The sequence below is a fragment of the Streptomyces sp. NPDC054840 genome (assembly GCF_053611065.1).
The window spans coordinates 1-11869 of the sequence record NZ_JBSGZP010000178.1 but is presented as its reverse complement, the minus strand read 5'-3'; the positions used below and the strand labels follow the sequence as shown (position 1 = coordinate 11869).

Below are 11869 nucleotides of genomic sequence, written 5' to 3'. Positions count from 1 at the left end.
GGACGAGGCGCGACCTGGGCCGTCTTGCCGTGACATGCCCGCACGCGCCGAGCCGAGGAGACCCTCGTGCGGGGCCCCGCCCCACCCCTTCAAGCCCCGCCGGCGTTTGAGGCGCAGCCCCGGGCGCAGCCCGACCCGTACTGCACACCGCCGAGCACCCCGCAGGGGACACGGTCCCACCCCTTCAAGTCCCGCCGGCGCTTGAGGCGCAGCCCCGAGCGCAGCCCGACCCACACCACACACCGCCGAGCACCCCGCAGGGGACACGGTCCCGCCCCTTCAAGCCTCGCCGGCGTTTGAGGCGCAGCCCGGGGCGCAGCCCGACCCGCACCACGCACCACCGAGCACCCCGCAGGGGACACCGCCGAGCACCCCGCAGGGGACACCGCCGAGCACCCCGCAGGGGCCCCGCAGGGGCACGGCATCGTTCACGATGGGGCCATGGCGCGCAAAGGGCAGGAGCAGACGGTGAAGACGGCACGGCGGGCGGAGCTGCGGCTGCCCGAGCTGGCGGTGTGGGAGGGGGGTGAGCTGGAGCCGGACGGGGACTACGACGGGCTGGAGTTCGCGGATCTCGACCTGGCGGGGCAGGAGGGGATCGGGTCCCGGTTCATGGACTGCGCGGTGCGGCGGTGTGCGCTGGACGAGGTGGGGCTGGCGAAGGCACGGGTCCTGGATTCGGTGCTGGAGGGGGTCCGGGGGGTGGGCACCGATCTGTCGGGGGCCTCGCTGCGGGACGTGGAGGTGGTGGACGCCCGGCTGGGCGGGGTGCAGCTGCACGGGGCGGTGCTGGAGCGGGTGGTGGTCCGTGGAGGGAAGATCGATTACCTGAATCTGCGGAAGGCGCGGCTGAAGGACGTGGTCTTCGAGGGGTGTGTCCTGGTGGAGCCGGACTTCGCGGGAGCGGTGCTGGAGCGGGTGGAGTTCCGGGACTGCGCGCTGCGGGGGGTGGATTTCAGCGGGGTGCGGATGACGGATGTGGATCTGCGGGAGGCGTCCGTGCTGGAGATCGCGCGGGGGGTGGAGGCACTGGCCGGGGCGGTGATCAGCCCGGCCCAACTGTTCGATCTGGCCCCGGCGCTCGCTGCCCAGCTGGGGGTGCGGGTGGTTCCGTAGTCTGCGGCGCCGTTGCCGGGGGCTGCCCTGGACCTGCGCCTCGGACGCCGGCGGGGCTGCGGCGGCCGGACCGGGTGGGCGGTTGCGGCGAATGGCCGAGCAGCTGGATGTCCGGCGGGCGGTCCATCGGATGAGGTGCCTACCGTCGCCGGCAGACACCTCGGTGCACGAGGCCTGTGGAGGCGGCGGCTGGCCACGCGTCTGGTCGACGTCGGGGTACCGGACACGGTGATCGTGCTCGGCTGGGAGATGAACGGCTTCAACTACACGCACCGTTGCCGTCCCGGCCCCGAGAACTGGAAGACGTACTGGCGGCGGGGCCGGTCGTCACCGCCCCGGGCTACGCCGGGACGCGGGGGAAGCGGGCCTGGAGGGTCCAGATGGCCGGGTTGTCGGCGAGGCCGTCGTGCATGTCGATCAGGTCCGCGATGAGGTCGTGCAGGAAGTCGCGGGCCTCGCGGCGCAGCAGGCGGTGGCTGAAGGTCAGCGGGGCTTCCTCGGCCGGCATCCAGTCGGCCTCGACATCGACCCATCCGAAGCGGCGTTCGAAGAGCATCCGGTCCGTGGACTCGGTGAAGTCGAGCTCGGCGTACTGCCGGTTGGCGGAGCGGTTGCCGCGGGGGTCCTTGTCGAGCTGTTCGACGATGTCGCACAGGGCCCAGGCGAAGTCCAGTACGGGCACCCATCCCCAGGCTGTGGACACTTCCCGGTCCGCGTCGGTGTCGGCGAGGTAGACGTCCCCGCAGAACAGGTCGTGCCGCAGGGTGTGGACGTCCGCGGAGCGGTAGTCGGTCTGCGGGGGGTCCGGGAAACGCCGGGAGAGGGAGTAGCCGATGTCGAGCACGTAGCCGATGGTGTCACGGGTGCCGGGGCCGTTCACCTCCGGTGTCAGGGCAGGAGGCGCTGTTCCTTGGCGACGGAGACGGCGCCCGCGCGGGTGTCGACGCCGAGCTTGTCGTAGATGCGGCCCAGATGGGTCTTGACGGTGGCCTCGCTGATGAACAGGGCGCGGGCGATGTCGCGGTTGCCCAGGCCCCGGGCCAGCTGGCCGAGGATGTCGAGTTCGCGGTCGGTGAGGGTGGGGCGGGTGCCGCGCATGTGGGCCATGACCCGGCTGGCGACGGGGGCGGAGAGGGTGGTGCGGCCCTGGGCCGCGGAGTGGATGGCGGCGAAGAGTTCCTCCGGGCGTTCGGCCTTGAGGAGGTAGCCGGTGGCGCCGGCGCCGATCGCGCGGGTGATGTCCGCGTCGGTGTCGTAGGTGGTGAGGACCAGGACGTGCGGGGGCCGGGGGAGGGCCGTGATGCGCCGGGTGGCTTCGACGCCGTCGATGCCCTCGCCCAGCTGGAGGTCCATCAGGACCACGTCGGGGCGGAGCTTCGCGGCGAGCGCGACGGCTTCCTCGCCGCTGCCCGCCTCGCCGAGGACCTCGATGTCGGGCTCGCTGCCGAGCAGGGCCAGGAGTCCGGCGCGGACCACCACGTGGTCGTCGCAGAGGAGGATCGTGGTCATGGGGCCGGCTCCAGGGGGATGGCCGCGGAGAGGACGGTGCCCTCGCCCGGCGTGGATTCGATCGTCAGGGTGCCGCCGAGCTGGCGGACGCGGGCCCGCATGGCCGGGAGGCCGTGACCGCGCTCGGCGGCGCCGGTACGGGTACCGGTGCGCGGCTCGGTGAAGCCGTGGCCGTCGTCGGCGATGTCCAGGACGACCTGGTCGCCCAGGAAGCTCAGGGTGAGTGCGGCCGTACGGGCACCGGAGTGCTCGCGGACGTTGGCCAGCGCGCCCTGGGCTATGCGCAGCAGGGCGGACTGCACGCGGTCGGGGAGCGGGGCCGGGCTGCCTTCGAGGTGGAAGCGCACCTCGATGTCCGGGCCGGCGTCGAGGGAGCGCAGCGCTTCGGCGAGGCCGGCGCCGCCGGCGAGCTCGGGCGGGGCCAGGTCGTGGACGAGCCGGCGGGCTTCGGCGAGGCCGTGCGCGGCGATGCCGGTGGCGGTACGGACGTGGGCGCGGGCGGTGGCCGGGTCGGTGTCCCAGGTGCGGTCCGCGGCCTGGAGCAGCATCTGCTGGCTGGACAGGTTCTGGGCGAGGGTGTCGTGGATCTCCATGGACAGCCGCTGCCGTTCGGCGAGGGTGCCTTCGCGGCGTTCGGTGGCGGCCAGCTCGCGGCGGGTGCGGATCAGGTCGTCGATGAGGGTGCGCTGGGCCTGGGCCTGGCGCTCCATGTGGACGAAGACGGCGGTGGCGAGGGCGGCCACGGCGGGCGGGGCCAGCAGCAGGTTGGGGTCGAAGGACTTGGCCAGCTGGAGCTGGGCGATCACCACGAAGGTGGTGAGGAGGGCCACGAGGACGACGGCGGCGCGCGGCGGGAGGGTGCGCAGGGCGGTGAAGAACAGCGGTACGGCGCACCAGGCGAAGCTCGGCGCGAGGACGACCAGGACCGTCCAGGTGGTGACGACCAGTCCGAGCCACAGGAGCCGCCGGGCGGTGGGGGCGGCGCCGAGGGCGGGGCCGAGTACGTAGAGCAGGGCCAGGACGATGCTGAGGGCGATGATCCACGGGGTGCGGGGTTCACCGGGGTGGCGGAGCAGGAAGCGGACCACGGAGGCGCCGAGCAGGAGGAAGAACGCGGTGTGCGCGACCGTGGCCAGCGTTCGGGTGTCCGGATTGCTGGCGGGGTGGCTCACCGGATGCTCCTGGTTTGCGAGGGGTGCGTTCATTGTCGCCCGCGGCGGCGCTGCCGGGGCTCGGCCCCGGACCCCGCGCCTCGAACGCCGTGGGGCTGGGAGAGGGGGGCTCGGCCCAGGACCCCGCGTCTCGGAGACCGGCGGGACCGGAAGCGCCGACGGGGCCGTGACCAGGAAATACCTCTCCGGACGCGGTGCGCATCGACCGATCGGATGACCCGCGGGTCAGCCGGTGCGGTGGGCGGGGCGAGCCGGTACGGGGACGGGGTGAGGGGGGTTTCGCGCCGAGGCTTGGAGCAGTGAAGGAGCCGGTCCGACCGGCCCGGACCGACCCGGTGCCGACCCGGTGCCGACCCCGTGCCACCGTTCTCAGGAGCAGAGATGAACACCCGCACCCGCGTTCTCACCGGTACCGCCCTCGCCGTCGCCCTGGGCGCCGGAGCCTTCGGTGCCGTGAGCGCCAGCGCGACCCCCGCCTCCGACGCCGTCTCGGCGTCCGTCGCCTCGGTCCCCTCGAAGAAGGACGGGCCGGGCGACAAGAACGTCACCACGACGACGCACCTCACCGTAGACGCCGCGACCCGCGCCGCCCAGGCCGCGCTGAAGGCCGCCGAGTCCGAGAACCAGAAGGTGACGGTCGCCGTCGTCGACCGCAACGGCAACACCATCGTCACTCTGCGTGGCGACGGCGCGGGTCCGCAGTCCTACGACTCGGCGCAGCGCAAGGCCTTCACCGCAGTGTCCTGGAACGCCCCGACCTCGGTGCTCGTGGGCCGACTGGCCCAGACCCCGAACCTGAAGGACATCCCCGGCACCCTCTTCCTCGGCGGTGGCACCCCGGTCCAGGCGGACGGCGCGCCCATCGCCGGTATCGGTGTGGCCGGCGCCCCGAGCGGTGACCTGGACGAGAAGTTCGCCAAGGCCGGCGTGGACGCGCTCGGCAAGTAACCCGCGGAGTCGGCCCGCCTAGGATCGAGTGCGTGGAACTCCGTGCTCTCTCCCGTCTCGCCGCCCCTGCCGTCGCCGCCCTGCTCGCCCTCACCACGGGGTGTACGGGAGACACGGTGCAGGGGCGGCCGGGTGCGTCGGGGCTGCGTGATCCGTACTTCCCCCGGGCGGGCAACGGCGGTTACCAGGTCGACCACTACGCGCTGGACCTGGACTACGACCCCGCCGACGGGCAGCTGCACGGTACGGCCGTGATCACCGCCCGCGCCGAGCAGCCGCTCAGCTCCTTCAACCTGGATCTCAGCGGCATGGACGTCGAGGGCGTGACCGTCCAGGGCGAGGGGGCCCGGTACAACCGGACCGGCAACGAGCTGACGGTGCGCCCGGTCGAGGACCTGGCGAAGGGCGAGGTCTTCCGTACGGAGGTCGACTACAGCGGGAAGCCGAAGCCCCTCACGGATCCGGACGGCACCAAGGAGGGCTGGATCACCACGGAGGACGGCGCGGTCGCCGTCGGCGAGCCGGTCGGTTCGATGACATGGTTCCCCGGCAACCACCACCCCGGTGACAAGGCCGCGTACGACATCACCCTCACCGTTCCGCGCGGCTACGAGGCGGTGTCGAACGGCGAACTGCGCTCCCGTACCGAAGACGCCGACGGGCGGACCGTGTTCGCGTGGCACAGTCCGGAGCCGATGGCGAGCTATCTGGCGACCGCCGCTGTCGGGCGGTACAAGGTGACGACCGGGCGGACGCCCTCGGGGGTCCGCCTCTACAGCGCCGTGGCGCCCGGGGAGGAGGCCCCGAGCACCGGTCCGCTCGGGCGGCTGCCGGAGATGGTGGAGTGGGGCAGCGGGCGGTTCGGCCCGTACCCCTTCGCCTCGGCGGGTGCGATCGTGGTGCCCGCCGGGACCCTCACCTACGCGCTGGAGACCCAGGGCCGGCCCGTCTACTCCGGCGCTCCGAGCGAGGAGCTCGTGGTGCACGAGCTCGCGCACCAGTGGTTCGGCGATTCGGTGTCGCCGAAAACCTGGAAGGACATGTGGCTCAACGAGGGTTTCGCGACCTACGCCGAGTGGCTGTGGGCCGAGGACCACGGCGGGCCCACGGCACAGGAGCACTTCGAGGCGTTCCTGGCCGGGGACACGGACGTGGACAAGGACGCCGCCGGCGCCTGGGACGCCTTCCCGCCCGCCTCGCCGCCCGGGCCCCGGGACCTCTCCGCGGAACCGGTCTACTACCGCGGTGCGATGGTCCTGCACCGGATCCGGCAGGAGGTGGGCGACGAGAAGTTCTTCGCCCTGGTGCGCGGCTGGGCCGCCGACCACCGGCACGGGAACGCGAGCACGGCCGATTTCACCGCCTACGCCGAGGAGAAGACGGGGCACGGCCTGAAGAAGGTCTGGGACGTGTGGCTGTACGGGAAGGACCGCCCCACGTAGGGATCCGGTTCGCTACGGGGCTTCGAGCGGTTTGCGCAGCACGGTGCAGTCGCGGCCCATCTCGCGGTCCTCGGCCCGGCGCAGGGTGACGTACCCCTGGGCCTGCCAGAAGGCGAGGGCCTTGGGGTTGTTGTCCAGTACGGCGATCCGTACGCCCGCGCGTCCGGCGGCGCGGAAGCGGTCCTCGACCAGGGTGGCCACGGCGCGGCCGTATCCCTCGCGGTGCGCGGTGGCGTCGATGAGCAGCAGGCCGATCCACGGGTCCGGGTCGTCGGCGGCGGGTGCCTGCGCGAGGGTGGCGGCCAGCCCGACGAGGCGGCCGGCGGACCGGGCGAGGAGCACCTCGGCGCTGTCGTGGGCGAGTTCACCGGCGAGCGCGGCGGCGACCTGTTCGACCGTGATGCGGTCCGGGTCGGGGAAGTCCCCGCTGAGTTCGAAGAACGCGTGGTTCGTCGAGTAGAGGGCGGCGATCTCGGTGAGTACCGGACCGGGGAGGGCGCCGTCGACGGGGACGAGCGGTTGCAGGATCACCTGTCGAACGGTAGCGAAGCCCCCTCCCCGGACGGCCGGGAGGGGGGCTTCACCAGCGCTGGTGTCCGGCGGTGCCGGACCTCGCGTTCCTAGACGTTGACGCCGAAGTCCTGCGCGATGCCGGTGAGGCCGGAGGCATAACCCTGGCCGACCGCGCGGAACTTCCACTCGGCGCCGTTGCGGTAGAGCTCGCCGAAGACCATGGCGGTCTCGGTCGCCGCGTCCTCGGAGAGGTCGTAGCGGGCGATCTCGGCGCCGCCGGCCTGGTTCACGACGCGGATGTACGCGTTGCGGACCTGGCCGAAGTTCTGGCTGCGGGCCTCGGCGTCGTAGATGGAGACCGGGAAGACGATCTTGTCCACGTCGGCCGGGAGGCCGGCGAGGTTGACGTTGATGGCCTCGTCGTCGCCCGCGCCCTCGCCGGTGCGGTTGTCACCGGTGTGGACGATGGTCTGGTCCGGGGTGGACTTGTTGTTGAAGAAGACGAAGTGGCCGTCGGAGACGACCTTGCCCGTCGGGTTGACCGCGATCGCCGAGGCGTCGAGGTCGAAGTCGACACCGGTCGTCGTACGGACGTCCCAGCCGAGGCCGACCGTGACGGCAGCGAGGCCCGGGGCCTCCTTCGTGAGCGAGACGTTGCCGCCCTTGGACAGGCTGACAGCCATGGGAATGTCCCTTTCCTCATCCAACATGCACGTACAGGCGGTCAAACTACCGCTGCCTCCTATAACGCGACGAGAGGCCGGTCGGGTTCCCGTCGTGAATTGTCCGTGACGGCGGATCTCCGCGGCCGGATGCGGTGGGCGGTAAATACGGGTGACGGCGGCCGGGCCGGGGGCGGATCATAGGGGCATGCCTGGTCCTTATGTCATCCGCGGTTCGGTCGTGCTCCCCGAGGGAGAGCTCGCCTGGCGGTTCTCGCGATCCTCGGGGCCCGGCGGTCAGCACGTGAACACCTCGGACTCGCGCGCGGAGCTGCTGTTCGACCTGGCGGCCACCAAGGCGCTGCCCGAGGTGTGGAAGGAGCGGGCGCTGGAGCGGCTCGCGGCGCGGCTGGTGGACGGGGTGGTGACCGTACGGGCCTCCGAGCACCGCTCGCAGCTGCGCAACCGGGAGATGGCGCTGGTCCGGCTGGCCTCGCTGCTGGCCGAGGCGACGGCGCCGCCGCCGAAGCAGCGCCGGGCGACGAAGATCCCGCGCGGGATCAACGAGCGCCGGCTGCGTGAGAAGAAGGCGCGGGCCGAGACCAAGCGCGGCCGCACGGGCCGGGACTGGTAGCCCCGCCCGTGCCCGCTTACGCGTCCCACCCGCCGTACGAGCGCTACGAGCGCTGCGAGCGCTACGAGCGCTACGAGCCCAGGTGCCGGTAGCGCCCGCGGAAGTACGTGAGCGGCTGCCCGTCCGGGGACGGCAGGCCGGCCGTCAGGACCCGGCCGACGACCAGGGTGTGGTCGCCCGCCTCGACGCGGTTCTCCGTGCGGCATTCCAGGGTGGCCAGGGCGCCGCTCAGCAGGGGTGCGCCGGAGGCCTCGCCGCGTACGTACGCCAGGTCGGCGAAGAGCAGCCGGTCGCTGATGCGGCCCTTCATCGCGAAGCGGCCCGCCACCTGGAGCTGGTGGTCGGCGAGGACCGACACCGCCCACAGGGGCTGTTCCGCCAGCAGGTCGTCCATCCGGGAGCCCTCGCGCAGGCTCACCAGGACCAGCGGCGGGTCCAGGGACACGGACATGAAGGCGGTCGCCGTCATGCCGACGTCCTCGCCGCGCGGACCGTCCGCCGTCAGCGGGGGCTCGTGTGCGGTGATCAGGCATACGCCCGCCGCCAGCCGGGACATCGCGGCCCGGAACTCGTCATTGCTCACTCCCTCAGCATGGGGGGTTCCGTGGGACGCGGTGGGTACGGGGGTCGTCTTCAGCACGCTGAAACGCTAATCTCGCCCTTCCGCGCCGTACATCGGGCCCTGGTCCGAGTCGCGTCCCCGCCCCTTGGCCTAGGCCCGGGCGTATCGTTTGCTCTCGGGAAGGCGAGGGAGCGCTCCCAGTCGTGCGTGACCCCACAGCGCTCCGATATTCACCTGATGTGACTTGAGTCACAGAGGGCAAGATTTGTTGACCCTGTGTACCTGCCGCACAGCTCACTGTGATTCAGTGGACGGGACACCGCAACGAAACGCCGATGACAAACCTGGAGTTGCTGTCGAGGTCTCGGGGAGAGCGAGCAATGGAGACCGAGTCGGAGCCGTACGTCCGTCTTGCGACCCTGCGGCAGCTGCACCGGGTGGTGGCCGAACTCAACACGGCCCGGAGCCTGGCGGATACTCTGCAGACCGTCGTGGACGGCATCGTCGTGGGCCTCGGCTACGAACTCGCCTGTGTCAACCTCGTTCGCCCGGACGGTGATCTCGTCGTCGCGGCCTTCGCCGGCGACCCCGCCGCGGAGGCCCTCATCACCGGCCGCGTCGGCTCCCGCGCCTCCTGGGAACGCCGCCTGACGATGGGTGAGAACTGGGACGGACTCAGGTTCATCCCGCACACCGAGGGCTGGGTCCTCATGGAGGACGACGTCCCCCAGTGGCACACCGACGGCCCCGATCCGCGGTTCGAGGACGAGTGGCACCCCGAGGACCGGCTCTACGCGCCCATGTACGCGTCCGGTGGGGAACTTCTGGGTGTCATTTCGGTGGACAGACCGCGCAACGGCCGCCGGCCCGGCGCCTGGGGCCGCGAAGCGCTCCAGATGTACGCCTTCCAGGCGGCGATTGCCATCAGCAATGCCAGGCTCCGGGCGAACATGCAGCGCGCCCTCGTCCGGCTGGAGCGCGAGCAGCAGGCGCTGCGGGCCAGTGAAGAGTCGTTCCGCCAGGCCTTCGAGTACGCGCCCAGCGGCATGGCCATCGCCGAGATGGGCGGGGACCAGCACGGCCGGCTGCTGCGGACCAACGACGCGCTGTGCCGGCTGCTCGGACGGCCCGCTTCCGTCCTGCGCCGCTACTCCTTCTCCGACCTGGTCCATCCGGAGGACATCGGCACCCTGCTGCGGACCTCCGCCGAGGGCGGGCGGGCCGAGCTGCGCCTGGGCCGCCGCGACGGCACGTATGTATGGGTCTCGCTGCGCAACTCGGTCGTCGCCGACGCCGCCGACGGGCCCCGGTTCCTGCTCACGCACGTCGAGGACATCGAGGAGCGCAAGCGGCACGAGCTCCAGCTCGCCCACCGCGCCAGCCACGACTCGCTGACCGGCCTTCCCAACAGCGCCGAACTGCGGGCCCGGCTCGGCGCCCGGCTGTGCCGTAGGCCGCAGTCCGTACGGGCCACGGCGGTCGAGGCGCTGGACGCGGCCTTCGAGGGGCGCGACGGATACGACGGCCACGCGGCGCACGGGGGACACGCGGCGCACGCCGGGCACGACGGGCACCCGGTGGGGGCGGAGGCGGGTGGTGCCGGTGAGCACGGGTTTCGTGCCGACGGCTCCGACCGGTTCCCCGGAGCCGACCCATTCGAATTCCCCGGGGCGCCGCCCGCCCCGTCGGACGGTCCGTACGACCACCACGTCCACACGGTGGCGCCCGCGACCGACATCGACGACGGGACGAAGGGGCTCGCGGTCCTCTTCTGCGACCTGGACGGCTTCAAGTCGATCAACGACCGGTTCGGGCACCACACGGGCGACGCGGTCCTGATCGAGGTTGCCCGGCGGCTGACGACCGGCGTCAGGGACGGTGACACCGTCGCTCGGCTGGGTGGTGATGAATTCGTCGTCCTGGCCGACGGCCTGGGCGCCGCCGATGCCGCCGACCTCGCCGTCCGGCTGCGCAACGCGATCATCCCGCCGATCCGGGTGGACGGCCGCGCGGTGCGGGTGGGGGCCAGTTTCGGCATCGGCTGGGCCAGCTGCGGGATGTCCGCCGACGAGGTACTGCGCTCTGCCGACCAGCGGATGTATATCGAGAAAAGGTCCCGGTCGAAGGCCCATCGCCGAGCGGGATGAGGCGGTCTGCCGCTCGTGGGCGCACGTGTTCGGGGTAGGCTCCCGGGGGTCGAAAGGAGTGACCTGCGATGACGACGCCCGCGAACAACGGCCCGCACGGTGGGGCGAACAAGCCCGAGGACGACGATCCGTTCGGCTACCTCTACGAGGACGGCCAGGCGGCCGGAGCCACCCCGCCCGCGTCGGGCGGTGGATACGGCTACCCGGGCGCGTCGGCCGGCGGTCATTCCGGACCCCAGCCCGGCGTCCCGCGCACCTCGCACCACCAGGTGCGTACGGTCGGCGAGCGCAGGAACGGCGGCCAGCGCGGCCCCCTCCCGCACCAGCAGGGCCCCGCGCAGCAGCCCGCCGGCTACCAGGCCCAGTACCAGGCCCCGGAAGCCCTCCACGCGGGCGGATACGGCGTTCCGGCGCAGCAGACGCAGACGCAGACGGTCGGCCAGCCGGGCGGTCACGGGGGCGGTCGTGGCGGTGGCGGCGGGTCCAGCCGGCGCGGCCTGTTGATCGCGGCTGTCGCGGTGGTCGCCGTGGTCGTGATCGGCATCGTTGCGGCCCTGCAGTTCGGCGACAAGGACAAGGGCAAGGAAGAGCCCTCCGCGAACGGTGGCCAGCAGTCGGCGGCCCCCCAGAACCCGGCCAGCCCGGCCCCGAGCAGCCCGAAGCCCTCGCAGGCCCCGCTGCCGAAGGGCGAGGCGGCCGGTGCGGGCATGGTGCTGACCGGTGGTGCGCGGCTGGAGAGCACGGTGCCCGGTTCGAAGAGCTCGGGCGGCCAGTACGTCGCCGGCTTCAACCAGCCCGGTGCGGCGCTCACCTGGACGGTGGACGTGCCGGAGGCGGGTGAGTACACGCTGTTCGTCAACTACGGCGTTCCCGGCAAGCCCGGCAAGGCGACCCTCACGGTCAACGGTCAGAGCCCGAACCAGTCGCTGAACCTGGACAACTTCGCCAAGGCGGCGGACGGCGCCTGGGACAAGGGCTGGACGCGCACCTTCGCGTTCATCACCCTCAAGAAGGGTACGAACGCGATGAAGATCTCGTGCGAGCCCGGCAACCAGTGCGACGCCATCTTCGACCAGCTGGAGCTGGCTTCGGGACACGTCAGGCGCTGACGGGGAGGACGGCGGGGACGCACGTCCGAAAGCGATCATCAGGCTCTGCCGCGCC

General features: G+C 72.2%; 12 protein-coding genes. 6 read left to right on the top strand and 6 right to left on the bottom strand.

The features are described 5' to 3' along the window. Window positions 1–441: 441 nt before the first annotated feature. A complete protein-coding gene (locus ACWGIU_RS15500) occupies window positions 442–1116 on the top strand; it encodes a pentapeptide repeat-containing protein (RefSeq protein WP_453706042.1) in 675 nt (224 codons plus the stop codon). A 340-nt stretch (window positions 1117–1456) separates the two neighbouring features. Here ACWGIU_RS15500 and ACWGIU_RS15495 read toward each other — a convergent pair whose 3' ends face one another. From ACWGIU_RS15495 to ACWGIU_RS15485, 3 genes are read right to left on the bottom strand one after another with little or no spacing between them, the layout of a single operon-like run. Next, complete coding sequence (locus ACWGIU_RS15495) at window positions 1457–1960, bottom strand: hypothetical protein (protein WP_453706044.1); 504 nt, start codon at window positions 1958–1960, stop codon at window positions 1457–1459. Between the two features lie 44 nt (window positions 1961–2004). Further along, complete coding sequence (locus ACWGIU_RS15490; protein WP_030727513.1) at window positions 2005–2625, bottom strand: response regulator; 621 nt, start codon at window positions 2623–2625, stop codon at window positions 2005–2007. Then, window positions 2622–3830 carry a sensor histidine kinase gene (locus ACWGIU_RS15485; RefSeq protein WP_453706040.1) on the bottom strand — a complete coding sequence of 403 codons (1209 nt, stop codon included), beginning with the start codon at window positions 3828–3830 and terminating at the stop codon, window positions 2622–2624. Before ACWGIU_RS15485 ends, ACWGIU_RS15490 begins: the two co-directional genes overlap by 4 nt. Before the next feature lie 348 nt (window positions 3831–4178). On the opposite strand from ACWGIU_RS15485, the gene ACWGIU_RS15480 reads away from it, so the two are divergent. Further along, window positions 4179–4745, top strand: a complete 567-nt coding sequence (locus ACWGIU_RS15480; protein WP_453706038.1) for a GlcG/HbpS family heme-binding protein — start codon at window positions 4179–4181, stop codon at window positions 4743–4745. A gap of 32 nt (window positions 4746–4777) precedes the next feature. Continuing rightward, window positions 4778–6187 (top strand): M1 family metallopeptidase, encoded by a 1410-nt coding sequence (locus ACWGIU_RS15475; RefSeq protein WP_453706036.1) that lies wholly within the window; start codon window positions 4778–4780, stop codon window positions 6185–6187. Window positions 6188–6199: 12 nt separating this feature from the next. Here the strand turns inward: ACWGIU_RS15475 and ACWGIU_RS15470 are convergent, their stop codons facing one another. Then, window positions 6200–6718: a GNAT family N-acetyltransferase gene (locus ACWGIU_RS15470; RefSeq protein WP_453706034.1), complete on the bottom strand. Its 519-nt coding sequence runs from the start codon at window positions 6716–6718 to the stop codon at window positions 6200–6202. An 89-nt stretch (window positions 6719–6807) separates the two neighbouring features. Beyond that, entirely contained in the window at window positions 6808–7383 is a 576-nt protein-coding gene (locus ACWGIU_RS15465; protein WP_030718836.1) for a TerD family protein, read from the bottom strand. A 187-nt stretch (window positions 7384–7570) separates the two neighbouring features. On the opposite strand from ACWGIU_RS15465, the gene arfB reads away from it, so the two are divergent. Further along, window positions 7571–7996 (top strand): alternative ribosome rescue aminoacyl-tRNA hydrolase ArfB, encoded by a 426-nt coding sequence (gene arfB, locus ACWGIU_RS15460; RefSeq protein ID WP_030727527.1) that lies wholly within the window; start codon window positions 7571–7573, stop codon window positions 7994–7996. Window positions 7997–8066: 70 nt separating this feature from the next. Here arfB and ACWGIU_RS15455 read toward each other — a convergent pair whose 3' ends face one another. Further along, window positions 8067–8636 carry a flavin reductase family protein gene (locus ACWGIU_RS15455; protein WP_453706032.1) on the bottom strand — a complete coding sequence of 190 codons (570 nt, stop codon included), beginning with the start codon at window positions 8634–8636 and terminating at the stop codon, window positions 8067–8069. Window positions 8637–8938: 302 nt separating this feature from the next. Between ACWGIU_RS15455 and cdgB the strand changes: the two genes are divergently transcribed. After that, entirely contained in the window at window positions 8939–10705 is a 1767-nt protein-coding gene (gene cdgB / locus ACWGIU_RS15450) for a diguanylate cyclase CdgB (RefSeq protein WP_453706030.1), read from the top strand. Window positions 10706–10773: 68 nt separating this feature from the next. Then, window positions 10774–11814 (top strand): CBM35 domain-containing protein, encoded by a 1041-nt coding sequence (locus tag ACWGIU_RS15445; protein WP_453706028.1) that lies wholly within the window; start codon window positions 10774–10776, stop codon window positions 11812–11814. Window positions 11815–11869: the final 55 nt, after the last annotated feature.

Coding starts and splice junctions, on each gene's coding strand:
- ACWGIU_RS15490 (WP_030727513.1), bottom strand. CDS start 2,625: ATGACCACGATCCTCCTCTGCGACGACCACGTGGTGGTCCGCGCCGGA.
- cdgB (WP_453706030.1), top strand. CDS start 8,939: ATGGAGACCGAGTCGGAGCCGTACGTCCGTCTTGCGACCCTGCGGCAG.
- ACWGIU_RS15485 (WP_453706040.1), bottom strand. CDS start 3,830: ATGAACGCACCCCTCGCAAACCAGGAGCATCCGGTGAGCCACCCCGCC.
- arfB (WP_030727527.1), top strand. CDS start 7,571: ATGCCTGGTCCTTATGTCATCCGCGGTTCGGTCGTGCTCCCCGAGGGA.
- ACWGIU_RS15445 (WP_453706028.1), top strand. CDS start 10,774: ATGACGACGCCCGCGAACAACGGCCCGCACGGTGGGGCGAACAAGCCC.
- ACWGIU_RS15480 (WP_453706038.1), top strand. CDS start 4,179: ATGAACACCCGCACCCGCGTTCTCACCGGTACCGCCCTCGCCGTCGCC.
- ACWGIU_RS15500 (WP_453706042.1), top strand. CDS start 442: ATGGCGCGCAAAGGGCAGGAGCAGACGGTGAAGACGGCACGGCGGGCG.
- ACWGIU_RS15465 (WP_030718836.1), bottom strand. CDS start 7,383: ATGGCTGTCAGCCTGTCCAAGGGCGGCAACGTCTCGCTCACGAAGGAG.